The following is a 17,308-nucleotide window of genomic DNA, read 5'->3' as shown; positions in this document are numbered from 1 at the left end:
GATGAAGAATGAAGACAAAGAAGTTTTAGTTTCTGTGCAGAATGTATCCAAGAAATTTTCGATGGATCTAAAATCTTCGCTTAAATACGGAGCATCGGATATTATCAAAAGTACATTAGGAATAAAGATCAACAAAGATCTTCGTCCTAAGGAATTCTGGGCTGTAAAAGACATCAGTTTCGAACTTCGCAGAGGAGAATGTATCGGCTTGATCGGCCACAACGGTGCCGGAAAAAGCACTTTGCTCAAAGTTTTAAATGGCCTTTATGCCCCAGATAAAGGGCAGATTACGCTGAGAGGCAAGATCGGTGCACTTATTGAATTGGGCGCAGGCTTTAATCCAATACTTACAGGAAGAGAGAATATTTATAACAATGCTTCTATTCTAGGTTTTACAAAAAAGGAAGTTGAAGAACGAATAGATTCTATCGTTGAGTTTTCAGAGATTGGGGAATTTATTGATATGCCAATTCAGAATTATTCTTCTGGGATGAAAGTACGATTAGGATTTGCAATTGCCGCGCATCTTGAACCTGATGTATTGATTATTGATGAGGTATTAGCCGTAGGAGATTTAGGATTTGTTTTAAAGTGTTTTCAAAAAATTGATGAACTACTACCTCATACTGCTGTTATCTTTGTATCTCACAGTATGCCAATGGTTTCAAGAATTTGCAATGAAATCATCTTAATGGATCACGGAAAGGTGGAATATTACGGAAAAGAAATTGGCAAAGGCGTTCAATTATATTATAATAAATTTTCAAACAATGCTGAAAACACTGTGTTCGACGATGGTACATTAGAACTAGTTTCAAAAGAAACCAATTTGCTACATAATACAGTCCATCGGAATAATGATTTTCAGTTAACTTTTGTGTTCAAAATAAAAAAAGAACTACAAAAATTGCCAACTTTATACTTAGAGGTTAAAGACAAGGAGCAACGGCCTATTGCAGGCGTTTATGTAAAGACCGAAATGAAATTCTCACCGGAAAAAAGTATTTTAACATATTTAGTAACGATCAAAAACCCATTATTCACATTAGGCAAATATATAGTCGACTTAAGTATATATGATTTTTCTCCACACCTCCGAATTAATAATATTTTAGAATTCATTGTTAGTGGTGACGAAGAACAATGGATTCCAATAGAATTGGAGTCAGAAAATACAATCACTTTAAATTAAAAAAGAATGATTCCTGTAACGCAACCCTTTCTTCCTCCTCATGAAGAATATCAAAAGTATCTGGATGGTATCTGGACTAGAAAATGGCTTACTAACATGGGACCTTTAGCCAGCCAGCTAGAAATGGAACTTAAAGAACATCTTAAAGTTAGTCACTTATTATTTGTCACCAATGGTACTGTTGCATTACAGATGGCAATCAAAGCACTTGATCTAAAAGGAGAAATTATCACTACCCCTTTTTCGTTTGTTGCTACTACAAGTTGTATCGTATGGGAAAATTGTAAGCCCGTGTTTGTAGACATTGATCAAAACTCTCTAAATATTGATGCTTCGAAAATTGAAGCAGCTATCACAGAAAAGACTTCAGCTATCTTAGCTACACATGTCTATGGCAATCCTTGTGATGTGGAACAAATTGAAAAGATTGCAAAGAAGCATAATCTGAAAGTGATTTACGATGCTGCCCACGCCTTTGGTGTAAAAGTCAATGGCAAATCAATTTTTGAATTCGGTGATATTTCTACATGCTCATTGCATGCGACAAAGCTATATCATTCCATCGAAGGAGGCTTGATAATTACAAAAGATCCTGATATGCTTAAAAAGCTGGCATATATAAGAAATTTTGGGATCTCAGGTTATGATACTTTTGCAGAACTGGGGCTTAATGGGAAAAACTCCGAATTTCATGCTGCAATGGGACTTGCCAATTTGAAATACATAGAAAAAATTCATCAAAAAAGAAAAGAACTTAGTTTACGATACGACAGTAATTTAAAAACTTTAAAAGCAAGACGACCAATCTGGAGTTTGCAATCGGAAAACAACCATTCATACTATCCTGTTATATTTGAAACAGAAGCATTAATGTTAGAATGCATGAGCCAACTTTTGCACAATGAAATTTTTAGCAGACGATACTTCTATCCATCTTTAGCAAGCACCTTACCTTATATAGAAAAACGAGCTTTGGTAACAACAGATAGTATTTCATCGAAGGTTCTTTGCCTTCCTTTATTTTATGATCTAACTTTTGAGGAAGTTGATTTGATCTGCAGATTACTATTGCGAACTCAAAATAATTAATACATGAAAATTGCAATAATGCAACCTTATATATTTCCTCATATTGCATATTTTCAAATGATTAATGCAGTGGATAAGTTTATTTTTTATGATGACGTTAATTTTATAAAACAAGGTTGGATCAATAGAAATAAAGTTCTTGTCAACGGCAAAAGTTTTATGTTTTCAATACCTTTAGAAAAGGCAGATTCTTTCACAAAAATTAAAGATACAGAGATAAGTAAAAAGTTATACGATAAGTGGAGAATGAAATTTTTACTGTCTATTACTCAGAATTATAAGAATGCACCCTTTTTTGAGCAGATTTATAATTTAATATTATCTGTATTTTCACAACATCCAACTACAATAAGTGTGATCGCAATTGACAGCATTAAAAAGGTGTCTAAGTACTTACAAATTACTACAGAATTTAAAACTTCTTCCCAATCTTACAATAATACAGATTTAAAAAAGGAAGTCAGGCTCTTCAACATTTGCAAAATAGAAAAAGCTACACATTATATCAACTCTATTGGAGGTCAGGAATTGTATGAGAAAAATAGTTTTTTAAATGAGGGAATTGAATTAAATTTCATTAAAAACTTGTCAGAAGAATATCAGCAATTTAAAAATGAATTTGTACCTTACCTCTCTATCATTGACGTGTTGATGTTTAATAGCGTTGATGAGATACAAATAATGTTAAATCAATACGAATTAATAAACTAAAATATTATGGAAAAAATTGTAATCTTCGGAACGAGCCAATTAGCAAGTTTAGCACATTTTTATTTTACACATGATTCACCACATGAAGTTGTAGCTTTCACTTTAGACAGCGACTACATCACAGACAATGAATTTAGAGGTTTACCGGTCGTTTCATTTGAAGAGGTGGAAAAACTTTACCCACCGTCTGAATACAAAATATTTTTACCAATAAGCTTCAAGCAAATGAGTTTCTTGAGAAAAAGAAAGTTTGAAGAGGCAAAAGAAAAAGGTTACAGTTGCGTGAGCTATGTATCCAGCAAAGCAAGCACATGGCCAGATTTAACTGTGGGTGAAAACTGTTTTATTTTCGAAGACAATACTATACAGCCATTCGTTACTATTGGAGACAATTGTGTCTTATGGAGTGGTAATCACATAGGTCATCACACAAACATCCACGATCATGTTTTTATAACTTCACACGTTGTAATTTCCGGATGTTGTGAAATTGGTGAAAATTCATTCTTCGGTGTAAATGCTACGGTAAGGGATGAAACTAATATTGGTAAAGCTTCATTAATTGGAATGGGCGCTATAATTACTAAAGATACTCCTGAATACAGTATTTGGTTAGGAGCAAAATCTACAATGAGAGATACCAAGAGTATCGACATTGACAGTATTTCTCATAAAACAAACGGCTAATTTATGTGGCAGAAAAAAGGCAGAATACATAGCATAGATAATTACAATGAGTGGATGGTTTCCCACTCATGTGTTCCCACCGCAGTCCTTTTAGATGATCAAACTATTCGCATTTACTACGCACCAAGGAATTCTGAAGGTAAAAGCATCCCTACTTACATTGATGTATCAGCAGAAAATCCCAAAAAAATACTTTACATTCACGAAACTCCTATTTTGGAACTGGGTGAGTTGGGAACTTTTGATGATGGTGGCATAATGCCCTGTTCTATTGTTCGTGTTTCAGAAACATGTTTATATCTTTATTATGTAGGATGGAATGCTAGTGTTATGGTACCTTACCGGAATGCTATAGGTTTAGCAATAAGTAATGACAACGGTAAAACGTTTCAAAAAGCATTTAGAGGAGCTATTGTTGAAAGAAATAGAGATGAGCCATTCTTCACCGCTTCACCATGTGTCTTTAAACAAGACGAAAAATGGTTGATGTGGTATGCCTCAAGCACTGGTTTTGTAAATAGCGAAGGTAAACCCGAGCCACTCTATGAAATTAAATATGCTTATTCAACAGATGGTATCAATTGGGAACGTCCGAATATTACCTGTATTCCTCCTGCAGAAAAATACCAATGTACAGCAAGACCTACAGTAATATATGAAGATTCGTTATACAAAATGTGGTTTACTTATCGTGGATCGTTTGATTATCGGGATGGTAAAGAAAGTTACAGAATTGGATACGCAGAATCTCAAGATGGTCTGAATTGGACCAGAAATGATAAACAAGCAGGAATTGATTTTTCTGCTGAAGGATGGGATTCTACTATGCAGACTTACCCTTCAGTAATCGAAGTCGAAAACCGAAAATTCCTTTTTTATAATGGTAATGGCTTTGGTAAGACAGGCATAGGATACGCAGAATGGGAGGACTAATAAAAAAAGTTAGTTGTCATGTGATTACATACAACCACGTCAACTACATTTCACAATGTATTGATGGGATCTTAATGCAACAAACTAATTTTGATTTTGAGATTGTTATCGGCGATGATCTTTCGACAGATGGTACAAGAGAATTACTGCAAAAATATGCATTGCAGTACCCGAACTTAATTAAGTTAAACTTAAGAGAAAAAAGAGGTATTGGAATTCCAGGCAAAGAAAACTTTGTATCTACTTTAAATATGTGCGATGGTGAATATATTTCTTTATGTGACGGCGACGACTACTGGACCGATCCATTAAAACTTCAAAAGCAGATAACCTTTTTGGAAGATAACAGAGATTTTAGTGTATGCTTTCATAATATTGAAGAAGTTGATGTAGAAGGAAAAACGAGACACGAGAGAATCCTTAAGTCGGAATCTTCAGAAAAAGTATATACAATAGAAGATCTTTCAAAAGTAAATTTTATCCATACCCCTTCTGTGGTTTTTAGAAAAAATTATTCTCGACTTCCAGAATTTTTCGAGTTCTGCCCGATTGGCGATTATCCTCTGCATTTAATAAATGCACAGTATGGAAAAATAAAATATTTCCCTGAAAAAATGGCTTGCTACAGAATTGGAAGCGGGATTTGGAGCAAACAGGATGTGAAAACACAGATATTGAAAACCGTGTACACCATTACTTATTTGATAATGTATTTCAAAAACAACGCAGTTGTAAAACAAAATCTTGAAAATCAAGTAAGGTTACTTTTAGAAGAAGCGACAGTAACTAAAAAAATTATTCTTGATGCCGATTATAGAGATTTGCATCTCATTTCTAAAAAAATGTATATAGGACATATACTTCAACTTTTAAAAATAAAAATTTTTAGTAAAATATGGAAGACAAATTAATATCCATATGCATTCCAACATATAACGGCGAAAAGTACCTTCAAGAAAGTTTAGATTCCATCAAACAACAGACCTATAAAAACATTGAAGTAATCATTTCCGATGACCAATCAAAAGACCGCACCCTCGAAATCTGTGCGCAATTTAAACGCGAAGTAAATTTTCCGGTTCATATACATTCTCATATTCCATCTGGTATTGGTGCTAACTGGAATAATTCTATTGAAAAATCTAATGGTTTTTATATAAAAATACTCTTTCAAGACGATGTGATGGTACCTGAATGTTTAGAATCAATGGTGCAACATCTAATAAGTCATAAGCTCGAAATTGTTGTTTCTAAAAGGAAAATCATAGATCAGAATTCAAATGAAATTACTGAAGGGAGTTGGTATGAAAACTTTAACGATCTGCAGAAACCCGCAGGTATGGAGATTAACAAATTTGTCATATTAAAAAGAAAGCATTTAAGAACTCTGAATTTTGAAAGATACTCCATTGACAATATTATCGGCGAGCCGTGCGTAAGTCTATTTACAAGAAAACTTTACAGCCGTGTAGGCCCCTTTAATATAAAGTCTAAACAGATTTTAGATTATGAATACTGGCTTCGGGTACTCGCTTATTATGATATTGGAATTATACCAGAAAAATTAATGAAATTCAGGCATCATGACGAGCAGGCATCTAATGTAAATACACAATCAAAATTATACGAAGGAGACATTATTTTGAATCTTTTGTACACTAAACATATCCTCTACATTGACAGAAAAAAAGCAAAATATTATCTTGTAAAAAAATATCCACTGCTAAGAAAATTGATTTTACTTCGTTATAAAATTTTTCCATGAAACGGAAACTCGCCATCGTAATACCTTACTACAAGATTGATTTTTTTGAAGAAACACTGAAGTCTGTCGCTCGACAGAGTGATAAAAATTTTGTCTTATATATCGGGAACGATGCAAGCCCGCATAATCCTCTTCCTCTGATCACAAAATACTTCAGTTCAGATCAGTTTATCTATTTTGAGTATAAAGATAATTTAGGAAGTAAAAATCTTGCTCTTCAATGGGAACGTATTCTCGACAATGTAAAGGAAGAATGGTTTCAGATTTTGGGCGATGATGATATGATTGCAAATAATTTTGTTGATGAATTTTACAAAAGTTTACCAGTTTTAGAAAAAGAAAATATTACTGCATTTAAAACTACCCATGATTGGATTGATAAAAATAACAATCTGTTGGAATCTTTTAATTATAAAGAATATTTTTTAGAATCTGTACATTTCATCATGAAAAAATATTCTGGTGAAGTAAAAAGCAGCCTTTCAGAAAACATTTTTACAACAAAAATGTGGAGAAAATTTAGATTTCAGCAATTGCCTCTAGCATGGGGAAGTGACGATCTGGCACTGCTTCAGTTTTCCGGATACAAAAGAATCTTTTACAATATGAATACAAAGGTATCGGTCAGAATTTCTACATCCAGCATATCAGGTTCGTCAAAATTCGATCGAGACAAAGAATTTGCCATCCAGATTTTTCGTGAAAAAATTATTTTAGAAAACACTTCAATATTTCCATCAATTTTTATCAACGAGATCACAGATCAATACCTGTACAAGGCACACATCGAGAACTTTCCTGTAAAATATCTGATTGCTTTCCAGGTCTTAAAAAGAAACGGGATTATTGCATTTCTGAAAACCCTTCGCAAAATTTTCTACATAAAAAAAATTCATAATAATTAATCATCTTAAAAAGTACAGACTGGTAAAACTTTTACACAGTCTTGGGCTCATCAAAATACCCAACTAAAAAAATTTCACATGCAGATTATTCAAAATAATCTGCATATTTTTTTCATCTTTTAAACCATAAATTTATACTCCCACTAAAATATCAAAATAAATATTTTACCAGTACATAAACGACAGAGAAACTGCAATTTAACATAAAATAATATTCCCTAAAACATGATGTACGTCATGTTTTTTTTATTAGTTTCGAGAGACATTAACAAACAAAATTTTTTAATATGGCACTCAACAATTTGCTAAGTGTAATTTTCACAGAAGCTGAACTTGCACAAATGGATCAGGCTTTAACCATGTTTGAAGCAGTTTTACTGGGTAAAACCATCCATCTTACACCCGAACAGAGACAACAGCACGGGCGTATTGCGGAGCAAAACAAACTCTTCGTCAACAAAGCAAAAGGAATTATGGAACAGTATCCGCAGCACGTTCCTGTTTTCATAGACAAACCCGAGTTTGACAGAGATTTTACTGCCCGCGCACAGTTAGAAGCAAGGTATCAGAGAATGTCTTCTATATTGGAACAATTATCTGACACCAAAACACTGCTGGATCATGACAACTACCACAACGCCATCACCTTCTACAGAAACATAAAATATCTGGCTGGTGAGAATGTTCCGGGAACGACTTTTCTTTATGAAGATATGCGACAGTTCTTTATCAGCTCCACCACAGGAGAAATCACAGAACCCAACCGTAGAAAAATGGAAAATAACGAAGAGAAAAGCAGTGAAAAAGACGAATAACTGAAAGAAGATCTGCATCAGATATCCCGCTGCCTCAGTATCCTGAGGCAGTTTTTTTATTCTTACAGTATACTCAGCCACTTGTACAAGTCCCTGGAGACCACTCCGGACCACACCTGCCCCTTTACCAAACTGCCCGCACCCTCTTCGGAAGCACCCTACCCCCTTTCGCAAGGGGGCGTATCCCCAGTTCTGAAGCAGCCTCAACCTCTTATATAACGGGGCATGACCACTTTTGAACTGGCTGGAACCCTTTGTGAACGGTCTGAAGCCAACTGAATGTAAATTAAATCAAATCCAGATCAGATTAAAACCTCTTAATACGCCCTGTTAATTTCCTAATTTTAATATCTTTGCGGTTGAAAAACACGGTATGTCCCAAACTCTTATTTCCATTATCGTTCCCTGTTACAATCAGGCTGATTATCTGGACGAATGTCTGCAGTCTGTAATTGACCAAACCTACCAAAACTGGGAATGCATCATTGTAGATGACGGTTCGCCTGACCATACAGGAGAAATCGCAAAGAGCTGGGCTGAACGGAATTCCCGCTTCAAATATTTCAGAAAAGAAAACAGAGGTGTCTCTGCAGCAAGAAATTTTGGGATTGATAAAGCTGCCGGAGAATGGATTTTACCGTTGGATGGGGACGACAGAATCTCCAACCAATATTTAGATTTGGCATCAAAAGAATTTTCAGACAATGACATTGTTTACTGTAAAGGAGAATACTTTGGAGAAAAACAGGGGGAGATTATAGTTGATGATTTCAACGCTGTCGAAATCCTTTTAGAAAACCAGATTTTCTGTACCGCTTTCTTTAAAAAACAAGACTGGAAAAACACCGAAGGTTTCGATGAATCCATGCTAAAGGGTTATGAAGACTGGGATTTTTGGTTAGGAATGCTCAACCTGAAACGCGCAGATCTTAAAGTAAAAAAAATCAACTACTCAGGTTTTAAGTACAGAATAAAAAGTACTTCAAGAAACACTGTGGCTATGCAGGAAGAAGACCTCAACATCAGAAAATATCTTTGTAAAAAATACCCTGAACTCTATCTTGACAATATAAAATCATTTGCAGATATTTTTTTTGAGAAAAGAAAATTAGATAAGCAAAATCAGCAATTGAAAAAGATCCTCACCAGCAAAAGACACCAGTTTGTCGATAAAATTTTTAATCTCCTGAAAATATGACCATATCAGTAGCCATCTGCACCTATAACGGAGAAAAATATCTTGCTGAACAGCTGGACAGCATCCTCAGCCAGACTGTGAAAGCAGATGAAATCGTGATTTGTGATGACGGATCACAGGATAGTACCATGGAGATTTTGAAGGAATATCAGCTGAAAAGCCCCGGCTTATTTAAAATCATGGTCAATGAGACGAATCTGGGGTATTTCAAAAATTTTGAAAAAGCCATCTATGCCTGTAGCGGAGATTTTATTATAACGAGTGATCAGGATGACATCTGGAAACCCAACAAGATTGAAGCTACTCAAACTTTCTTTCTTGAAAACCCACAATATGACGGAGTTTTTAATGATTTGGCAATTATAGATAACAGTAAAAAAATACTTGAACCTTCTTACCTCAACTGGAAACATATTTCTTATGAATTCATAAAAGAAAATATCATAAACAATACTCTGTTTGTGCAACAGCAAATACTGGGAAGCTTCGTTTTGGGTTGTGCACTGGCTGTTAGAAGGACAGCATTAAAGCAGTACGAATTAAGTAATTTTGAAATTGCCCACGATTACTTTATTGCTCAAAAACTGGCTGCTAAAGCGAAACTGGGTTTTATCCCGGCAGTTCTGTCGTTCTACCGTCAGCATGAGGAACAGGTTTGCGGTCTCCGTGAAGCGGCGAAGAGTCCTGAAAACAAACAGACGCAACCCAAAGAAAATCCGGATTTTCATCAGATGGTGGGGCCTTCGTTATTGGCCATCAAAAAATATCAGCACCTTTATCCCAACGAGGATGTAAAGAAAACGCCGCTATACACCGTTTTTATTGAAAACAGAAACAGATACCTGTCTACCCTCTCATTTTTCAAAAGAAAAAAATACATTCTGCAATGTGTTCGCCATCAGTATTTAGATTTAAAACCGGCTGATCTTTTCAAACATTAAATATTACATCGTAGCAATGGACGTAAGTATCTGTATCACCACTTATAATCACGAAAAATACATTGGGAAATGTCTTGAGAGTATTTTTGCACAGGAATTTTCTGGCAGGTACGAAATTATCATCGGCAACGATAATTCTTCTGATGCAACTGAAAATATCATTCATCATATCGCAGAAACCCATTCTAAAGGCAAAACAATCCGTTATTTTAAAAACAATCCGAATTTAGGATATGTAAAAAACACACTGTTTACTTTTTCACAAGCCAGAGGAAAGTACATCGCCGTACTGGATGGTGATGATTACTGGATCGACAGTTTAAAACTTCAGAAGCAGTTTGACCTTCTGGAAAAAAACAGTCTTCTTTCTGCTGCAGGCAGCAATTCAAGAGTTATTTATGAGGATGTGGATAAGGAAAGCCACAGTTACTCAGACCGACCTGCGAGAATTTTAAAAAAGGAAGATCTTACAGATTTATCCATTTTCCAGACTTCTACTTTCTTTTTCAGAAAAGAAATCCTGCAGGCTGATTTTCCAACCGATATTATTTCTGCTGACCGCGGTCTGTATTTACTTGCAGGATGTTTTGGTGATGTAAAATATATGTCAGAAGAAACTGCAGCCTACAGACAGTTTCAGGGCAGCATTTCCAAGAACGTGCCTTATGAAGTGATGAAGAAAGACTTTGCAATTGTACCTTTTATCAAAAAACATAATTCAGAATACGGAACTTCAAAATTGATGGCGTATTTTTATTATACCCTCATGACTTATCCGAAAACAGTCAGCAGGACAAACTTTTACAGGGCTGCCGCAGGCTATGCTTTTTATAATATTTTATCTAAATTTACACTCCGTCCTTTCAAACTCTACAATATTATAAAATGGACACATCACACTGTGATGCAAAAATATAATATTAAGAAACTGAATAACGGTTTTATATAACTACAAATGATTACAGGCAACGGACTTATCGCAAAATCCCTACAAAGCATCGATTCTGATGGTGTTCTTTTTTTCGCATCAGGTGTTTCCAATTCACTGGAAACAAGAAGTTCTGAATTTGAGCGGGAACACGCTCTTCTGAAAAAAAATATAGAAGAAAATCCAGATAAAACCTTTGTTTATTTCTCTACATGCAGCATTTATGATTCTTCCAAAAACAACAGCCACTACGTTCTGCATAAGCTCAAAATGGAACAGATTATTTCAGATCTGTGCGAGCGCTATTTTATTTTAAGAATAAGCAATGCTGTAGGACACGGAGGCAACCCGAATCTTCTGGTAAATTATCTGGTGAGGGAAATAAAAAATAAGGCAAAAATTACGCTTCACACAAAAGCTACAAGAAATCTCATTGATGTAAGCGACGTGTGTGCCATTACAAAAAACATTCTTGAAAACTTCAGCTCAAACCAAATTATCAACCTTGCCTATCTACAGAATTTTTCAATCATTGAAATCACAGAAGCTATTTCGAAAGTGTTACTTACAGAGCCACTATTGCAGCTTCAGAACGAAGGTTCCGGATATGAGATTGAAGTTTCTAAAATCGAAGATTATTTCAGGAAAAATAATCTTACCGATAAAGAACAGTATCTGGTGAACCTGATTACTAAATATTATAAAAACAGATAAAACATGCCTAAAGTATACGTAATTATTGTCTCATACAATGCCATGAAATGGACTGAAAGGTGCTTCAGCAGTCTGAGGAAATCTTCAGTACCACTACACACCATTGTGGTAGATAATGGGTCATCAGACGGCACTCAGAAATATATTCAGGAAAACTTTCCCGAGGTAGAGCTTGTACAGTCTGAAACCAATGGAGGCTTCGGGATAGCCAACAACACCGGGATTGCAATGGCTCATAAAGCAGGAGCAGATTTTTTCTACCTGATGAATCAGGATGCATGGATTTTTGAAGATTCTATTCAGAAACTGCTTGATGCGTATGCCGCACATCCGGAACCGGAAAAACTGGCAATTTTGAGCCCCATGCACCTCGATGGAACAGAAAAGAGGTTTGATCTTCATTTTGAAAATTATCTGGGTAGAGAAACAAAAGACAACAGAATTTTTTCTGATATTTTTATAGGAAATACAAAGCCTTGGTACGAAATCAACTTTGTGAATGCTGCGCATTGGTTTATACCAAGAAATGTCATTGAAAAAATAGGAGGTTTCAATCCGTATTTTTTTCATGGTGCTGAAGATTATGAGTATGTCAACCGCGTTCATTATTTTGAATACAAAATTGTGGTCTGCCCACACAGCAAGGTGGTGCATGACGCCAAAGTGCAGTCTTTTGCAAAAACAGAAAATGAAGATGAGGTATATAACCTTCAGCAGAGAAGACTTTCTATCCGTATGCAAAGGGAAACGAGATATCTCAACCCAGGTTATTACTATAATATCAAAAATGAAAAGAAAGAGTTTTATTCCAATATCATTAAGCTTCGTCTGAAAGGCAATAAATCTGAATCGGATTTCTACATGGAACAGCTTAAATATTTTCAAAACCGCTTTAAGGAAATTGAAGATCTCCGAAAAATCTCGCTTACAGCAAAACACCCTTTTCTTAAACTAGATTGAAGCTGACCTATGGAAAAACTGCCGGTGAGTATTGGAATCCTTTCCTGGAACAATTTAAAAACTTTACACAATACGCTCAAATCCTATAAAAAGAACGGTCTTCTCGATCTTTCTGATGATATTGTGATCCTTTTTCAGGAGGTGACAGACGCTGATAAAGCCATTGCCGAAAAATTTAAACTAAAATATATTGGTCTGAAGGAAAATGTGGGAATAGGAAATGGTATCACGTTTCTGGCAGAAAATGCTGTATTTGAAAATATTCTTTTCCTGGAAAACGACTGGGAGCTTATAGAGAAAAAAGAAAACACGCGTAACAGACTCAAAAGTGGGCTTTCAAAAATTCACAATGGATTTGATGTAGTACGCTTCAGAAGCCGTAAAAATCCTGGGCATCCGTTATTTTCAATAACCCACAAAGGCAACGAACTCAATTATTACGATGACTGGCACGAATGCACCTCGCCTCACCTTTTGGAATCTCTCCACTGGCTGGATCCCGCAGAAAAATTCCCCGATAAGATTCAGAAAGATGGAGATGAATTTGTGACCACCTCAAGATGGGCGAACTGGACGAACAATCCTTTTCTCATCAACAGACATTTCCTGTTGGACACCATCCTTCCTTTTGCAGGCGAATCTGTATCCTTTGAAAGAAATATTGCATCATGGTGGGTGAAGCAGAACTTCAGAATAGCACAGGGTGAGGGTCTTTTTACCCATAATGACCTGAAAAAATATCCAAAAAAGAGTTTTTTCAGAAAAATAATGTCTAAACTTAAAAATAAAATCAAGAGATAAATCAATGAAAATACTTTTCCACGAAAATGAACTCAATTACAGGGGAACGTCCATCGCATTGTATGACTACGCAGATTTTAATGAAAAATATCTTGGAAACGAATCTCTGATTATCTATAATAAAACCGTACCCAGCAACCACCCTCTCGGAATCGAAAAATTTGAAAAACGCTTCAATGTTTTCGGCTATTCAGACTTCAGCGAAGTGGATCAGTATATCAGAAAAAACAATGTCGATCTTTTTTACGCCATCAAAAACGGCAACCCTGATAATATTCTTACCAAAGAATGCAAATGTGGTATTCACACTATTTTTAAGCATCTTGAACCTCACGGTGATGTGTATGCTTATGTTTCTCAATGGCTGAGCGAGGAAGTTTCAGGCTCTCAATACCCTTTCGTGCCGCACATGGTTAATTTTGAAGAAGAAGTTTCAGAAGATATGAGAGCAGAACTCAGTATTCCCAAAACCGCAAAAGTGTTTGGATATCATGGTGGATCAGAGAGTTTTAATATTGCCTTTGTACAGAAAACTGTAGAGAAAATTGCATCTCAATATAAAGATATTTACTTCATTTTCATGGGCGTCAATTCTTTCATCAAAGAAAAGTGGTGGAAGTCATCCTTAAAAAATATTATTTTTCTCCCGCCAAGTGCAGAAATTCCTGTAAAACAGAAATTTATCAATACCTGTAATGCTTTGCTTCACGGTAGAGAGAGAGGCGAAACTTTCGGAATTACGGTCGCAGAATTTGCCGTGAAGGGAAAGCCCGTGATTACTTTCGCAAATTCACCGGAAAAAGCTCATATTTCGCAGCTGGAAGGACAAGCTTATCTTTATCATGACAAAAAAGATCTGAAAGAAATTATTCTTGATTCAGATCTCAGTCTGTCTCCGAAAACGGCTTACGAAAAGTTTTTGCCGGAGCCCGTGATGGATATTTTTAAAAATGTATTTATAGACTGATAACTGAAATAAATTAAAAACAGATATGAATCCTTTCAAATCATTATCATCCACCGTTCTTCAGGAAGGAATTATAAACTTCATTAAACGAAAAAAAAACATCACTTTCCTGGATAACAGAACGTTGTTTAAAATAAAATACAATAATACATCAACAAAAATATTCTTAAATAAAAAATTTGGATATGTTGACAACTATATTTTCACAGAAGGTATCTATGAAAAAGATGTGATTGATAATATCAGAAATACACTTAACAAAGATTTGGTGATGCTGGATATTGGCAGCAATATTGGACAGCACAGTTTAATTCTGGCACCTTACTGCAAGCGGATATTTGCTTTTGAACCCATATCTGAAATTTATACAGAATTTCAGAACAGTATAAAAGCAAACAATTATAAAAATATCGTACTTCAAAATGTGGCGATAGGAAACAAAAAGGAAACAAAAAGCTTTTATTTTAATCCTGCAAATACAGGAGCGAGTTCATTTTTACAGAATAGTAAATCAGCAAAATTGCTTCAGGTAAAAATAGATTTGCTAAGCAATGTTTTACCAAAAGAGCAGCGGTTTGATGTTGTTAAAATTGATGTTGAAGGGTATGAGGCTGTTGTCATTCTAGGCAATAAAGAACTATTTCTTAAAAACAGACCCACTATCTTTTTAGAATTCAGTCCCACATGTATAGACAGAGAAGGAACTCATTCTTCAAAGGAATTAACAGACTTTATTTTAGAAAACAATTATCAGATTTTTAAAGGAAATTCAAACAAACCCCTGGATAAAGACAGTGTAGAATTAAACCAGACAGGAAACTGGATTTTGAAACCATTATAAAAACACTCCTTCCACAGGAGTATAATAACATTTTTAAAGCGATAAATTTTTAAAACCATGTGCGGAATAGCAGGAATCATCTCACCCAACGCCCGAAATTATACCGAAGAAATCGGTAAAATGACCGATGTCATCGCTTATCGTGGTCCCGATTCTGCAGATCATGAATTTTTTGATCATGCTGCTTTGGGACACCGCAGACTTTCGATTATTGATCTCTCTGAAAACGGAAAACAGCCCATGTTTTCGTCTACACAAAACGAATGCATTGTTCTGAATGGGGAAATTTACGGTTATCAGGAAATTAAAGCTAAATATTCAGACTATCCTTACAAAGGCGCTTCAGATACAGAAGTTATTCTTGCGATGTATCAGAAAAAACAGGAAAATCTCATTAATGAACTTCCGGGAATGTTTGCTTTTGCGATTTGGGACGAAAAAAAACAGGAACTTTTCTGCGCCAGAGACCGTTTTGGAGAAAAACCATTTTATTATGCAACTGGTAAAAACGGGGAATTTATTTTTGCTTCAGAAATCAAACAGATCATTGCTTCAGAATTGGTAAAGCCCGAAATTGATCAAGCTCAGATTGCTTACTACCTGAAAAACGGATACATTCATCCTCACAAAACGATTTATAAAAATATTTTTAACCTGAAGCCTGCCCACACTTTAATTCTGAAAAACGGAAAGATTAAAACCCAACCCTACTGGACAATTCCGACTGAAACTTCTCAATTAAGTTTAGAGGAAAGCATAGAAAAATTCAGATATTTACTGGATAATGCAGTTAAAAAACAGCTGGTTGCCGATGTTCCGGTAGGTTCCTTTCTTTCAGGAGGTTTAGATTCCAGCACGATTGTGGCGGTTGCTTCGAAATATAAAAAGAATCTCAAAACATTAGTTTACGGATATGAAAGCGGCGATTTGAATGAAATGCCCTACGCAAAAGCGATTGCAGACAAATACGAAACCGATCATCATATTCTTCTAGATAAGAAACAAAAAATTTCAGAAACGCTGAAGGAAGTTTATTCTTACATGGATGAACCGCTGATGGATTCTTCGCTGCTTCCTACTCATCTTATTTTTAAAGAAGCATCCAAAAATCTGAAAGTAGTTCTTTCAGGCGATGTGGGCGATGAATTATTTGGTGGATATACTTTTTATAAATATAATATAGATCTTTCCCAGAAAGGGTTTTATCCCGCTTATCTTTCAAAAATGTTTCTTTTAGCAAATCAATTTAAAAATATAGGATCCGAAAGACAACATCGTGCACAATATAACGACACGATTGATTATCACCAGAATAAAGTCAGAAATTATTTTACCTCATCCGAAATAAAAAATTTGGGACTCAATGAAAAAATTCCCGGACAGGATTTCAGTTTTGAGCCCACCGGAAAAGATTTTAATGATTTAATGAGAATCGATCTGGAAAAATATGTCCCCGGAAACATGCTGCTGAAGGGCGACAGAACTTCAATGTACAATTCTGTAGAAGTAAGAATCCCATTTTTGGACATTGATTTTGCGGAATTCTGCATTCAGCTTCCCTGGCAGTACAAAGTAAATAAGAGTGAAGATAAAATTATCTTAAGAAAGGCCTATTCCCAAATGTGGACCGAAGAAATTGCAAAACGTGGGAAAAATGGTTTTGCGGCTTCCGTGAATGAATGGTTTAAAGAAACTGAACTTCAGGAATTAAGCACAAATCTTTTGGAAAACCGTGAAAGTTTTATCTTTAATTATTTAGATTTTAATGAAGTTCAGAAAAAACTGAATCAGCAGCTTCAACACTGGAGTCTTCTGGTTTTGGCGCTTTGGTTTGAAAATAATAAAAAAAATCTGCTGTAAA

General features: G+C 35.3%; 18 protein-coding genes. All 18 read left to right on the top strand.

Annotation, left to right across the window (positions count from 1 at the left end):
- Position 1: 1 nt before the first annotated feature.
- Complete coding sequence (locus NG809_RS11205) at positions 2–1,192, top strand: ABC transporter ATP-binding protein (protein ID WP_262150671.1); 1,191 nt, start codon at positions 2–4, stop codon at positions 1,190–1,192.
- 6 nt (positions 1,193–1,198) lie between these two features.
- Positions 1,199–2,281, top strand: coding sequence for a DegT/DnrJ/EryC1/StrS family aminotransferase (locus tag NG809_RS11200; protein ID WP_262150670.1), 1,083 nt, complete (start codon positions 1,199–1,201; stop codon positions 2,279–2,281).
- Between the two features lie 3 nt (positions 2,282–2,284).
- Positions 2,285–2,992: a WbqC family protein gene (locus NG809_RS11195; RefSeq protein WP_262150668.1), complete on the top strand. Its 708-nt coding sequence runs from the start codon at positions 2,285–2,287 to the stop codon at positions 2,990–2,992.
- Positions 2,993–2,998: 6 nt separating this feature from the next.
- Positions 2,999–3,679 carry an acetyltransferase gene (locus NG809_RS11190; protein ID WP_262150667.1) on the top strand — a complete coding sequence of 227 codons (681 nt, stop codon included), beginning with the start codon at positions 2,999–3,001 and terminating at the stop codon, positions 3,677–3,679.
- 3 nt (positions 3,680–3,682) lie between these two features.
- A complete protein-coding gene (locus tag NG809_RS11185) occupies positions 3,683–4,612 on the top strand; it encodes a glycoside hydrolase family protein (RefSeq protein WP_262150665.1) in 930 nt (309 codons plus the stop codon).
- 20 nt (positions 4,613–4,632) lie between these two features.
- The gene (locus NG809_RS11180) at positions 4,633–5,523 is read left to right on the top strand and encodes a glycosyltransferase (RefSeq protein WP_262150664.1); all 891 of its coding nucleotides are present in this window, start codon (positions 4,633–4,635) and stop codon (positions 5,521–5,523) included.
- A complete protein-coding gene (locus NG809_RS11175) occupies positions 5,508–6,377 on the top strand; it encodes a glycosyltransferase family 2 protein (RefSeq protein ID WP_262150662.1) in 870 nt (289 codons plus the stop codon). Before NG809_RS11180 ends, NG809_RS11175 begins: the two co-directional genes overlap by 16 nt.
- The gene (locus NG809_RS11170; protein ID WP_262150661.1) at positions 6,374–7,282 is read left to right on the top strand and encodes a glycosyltransferase family A protein; all 909 of its coding nucleotides are present in this window, start codon (positions 6,374–6,376) and stop codon (positions 7,280–7,282) included. The genes NG809_RS11175 and NG809_RS11170 overlap by 4 nt, the downstream gene beginning before the upstream one ends.
- A 287-nt stretch (positions 7,283–7,569) precedes the next feature.
- Positions 7,570–8,097, top strand: a complete 528-nt coding sequence (locus NG809_RS11165) for a hypothetical protein (RefSeq protein WP_262150659.1) — start codon at positions 7,570–7,572, stop codon at positions 8,095–8,097.
- A gap of 373 nt (positions 8,098–8,470) precedes the next feature.
- Positions 8,471–9,295: a glycosyltransferase family 2 protein gene (locus NG809_RS11160; protein WP_262150657.1), complete on the top strand. Its 825-nt coding sequence runs from the start codon at positions 8,471–8,473 to the stop codon at positions 9,293–9,295.
- On the top strand, positions 9,292–10,236 hold the full coding sequence (locus tag NG809_RS11155; RefSeq protein WP_262150655.1) for a glycosyltransferase family 2 protein: 945 nt from the start codon (positions 9,292–9,294) through the stop codon (positions 10,234–10,236). The genes NG809_RS11160 and NG809_RS11155 overlap by 4 nt, the downstream gene beginning before the upstream one ends.
- Positions 10,237–10,252: 16 nt before the next feature.
- Complete coding sequence (locus tag NG809_RS11150; protein WP_262150654.1) at positions 10,253–11,185, top strand: glycosyltransferase family 2 protein; 933 nt, start codon at positions 10,253–10,255, stop codon at positions 11,183–11,185.
- Positions 11,186–11,191: 6 nt separating this feature from the next.
- Positions 11,192–11,878: an NAD-dependent epimerase/dehydratase family protein gene (locus tag NG809_RS11145; RefSeq protein WP_262150652.1), complete on the top strand. Its 687-nt coding sequence runs from the start codon at positions 11,192–11,194 to the stop codon at positions 11,876–11,878.
- Between the two features lie 3 nt (positions 11,879–11,881).
- Positions 11,882–12,838 carry a glycosyltransferase family 2 protein gene (locus NG809_RS11140; protein ID WP_262150651.1) on the top strand — a complete coding sequence of 319 codons (957 nt, stop codon included), beginning with the start codon at positions 11,882–11,884 and terminating at the stop codon, positions 12,836–12,838.
- A 9-nt stretch (positions 12,839–12,847) separates the two neighbouring features.
- Positions 12,848–13,639, top strand: coding sequence for a glycosyltransferase family 2 protein (locus NG809_RS11135; RefSeq protein ID WP_262150649.1), 792 nt, complete (start codon positions 12,848–12,850; stop codon positions 13,637–13,639).
- Positions 13,640–13,643: 4 nt separating this feature from the next.
- A complete protein-coding gene (locus NG809_RS11130) occupies positions 13,644–14,606 on the top strand; it encodes a glycosyltransferase family protein (protein WP_262150647.1) in 963 nt (320 codons plus the stop codon).
- 25 nt (positions 14,607–14,631) lie between these two features.
- Positions 14,632–15,447 carry an FkbM family methyltransferase gene (locus tag NG809_RS11125; RefSeq protein WP_262150645.1) on the top strand — a complete coding sequence of 272 codons (816 nt, stop codon included), beginning with the start codon at positions 14,632–14,634 and terminating at the stop codon, positions 15,445–15,447.
- A 57-nt stretch (positions 15,448–15,504) separates the two neighbouring features.
- Positions 15,505–17,307, top strand: coding sequence for an asparagine synthase (glutamine-hydrolyzing) (gene asnB, locus NG809_RS11120; protein ID WP_262150643.1), 1,803 nt, complete (start codon positions 15,505–15,507; stop codon positions 17,305–17,307).
- Position 17,308 lies beyond the last annotated feature (1 nt).

The organism is Chryseobacterium foetidum, assembly GCF_025457425.1.
Classification (GTDB): Bacteria; Bacteroidota; Bacteroidia; order Flavobacteriales; family Weeksellaceae; genus Chryseobacterium; species Chryseobacterium foetidum.
Note: the sequence above shows the minus strand (reverse complement) of the source record. Positions and strands in the feature narration are given on the sequence as shown.

Excerpts from the sequence above, each read along its gene's own strand:
- NG809_RS11135 (WP_262150649.1), top strand. The coding sequence starts at position 12,848 with ATGGAAAAACTGCCGGTGAGTATTGGAATCCTTTCCTGGAACAATTTA.
- NG809_RS11145 (WP_262150652.1), top strand. The coding sequence starts at position 11,192 with ATGATTACAGGCAACGGACTTATCGCAAAATCCCTACAAAGCATCGAT.
- NG809_RS11170 (WP_262150661.1), top strand. The coding sequence starts at position 6,374 with ATGAAACGGAAACTCGCCATCGTAATACCTTACTACAAGATTGATTTT.
- NG809_RS11195 (WP_262150668.1), top strand. The coding sequence starts at position 2,285 with ATGAAAATTGCAATAATGCAACCTTATATATTTCCTCATATTGCATAT.
- NG809_RS11200 (WP_262150670.1), top strand. The coding sequence starts at position 1,199 with ATGATTCCTGTAACGCAACCCTTTCTTCCTCCTCATGAAGAATATCAA.
- asnB (WP_262150643.1), top strand. The coding sequence starts at position 15,505 with ATGTGCGGAATAGCAGGAATCATCTCACCCAACGCCCGAAATTATACC.
- NG809_RS11155 (WP_262150655.1), top strand. The coding sequence starts at position 9,292 with ATGACCATATCAGTAGCCATCTGCACCTATAACGGAGAAAAATATCTT.
- NG809_RS11125 (WP_262150645.1), top strand. The coding sequence starts at position 14,632 with ATGAATCCTTTCAAATCATTATCATCCACCGTTCTTCAGGAAGGAATT.
- NG809_RS11130 (WP_262150647.1), top strand. The coding sequence starts at position 13,644 with ATGAAAATACTTTTCCACGAAAATGAACTCAATTACAGGGGAACGTCC.
- NG809_RS11175 (WP_262150662.1), top strand. The coding sequence starts at position 5,508 with ATGGAAGACAAATTAATATCCATATGCATTCCAACATATAACGGCGAA.
- NG809_RS11150 (WP_262150654.1), top strand. The coding sequence starts at position 10,253 with ATGGACGTAAGTATCTGTATCACCACTTATAATCACGAAAAATACATT.
- NG809_RS11205 (WP_262150671.1), top strand. The coding sequence starts at position 2 with ATGAAGAATGAAGACAAAGAAGTTTTAGTTTCTGTGCAGAATGTATCC.
- NG809_RS11190 (WP_262150667.1), top strand. The coding sequence starts at position 2,999 with ATGGAAAAAATTGTAATCTTCGGAACGAGCCAATTAGCAAGTTTAGCA.
- NG809_RS11185 (WP_262150665.1), top strand. The coding sequence starts at position 3,683 with ATGTGGCAGAAAAAAGGCAGAATACATAGCATAGATAATTACAATGAG.
- NG809_RS11160 (WP_262150657.1), top strand. The coding sequence starts at position 8,471 with ATGTCCCAAACTCTTATTTCCATTATCGTTCCCTGTTACAATCAGGCT.
- NG809_RS11165 (WP_262150659.1), top strand. The coding sequence starts at position 7,570 with ATGGCACTCAACAATTTGCTAAGTGTAATTTTCACAGAAGCTGAACTT.
- NG809_RS11140 (WP_262150651.1), top strand. The coding sequence starts at position 11,882 with ATGCCTAAAGTATACGTAATTATTGTCTCATACAATGCCATGAAATGG.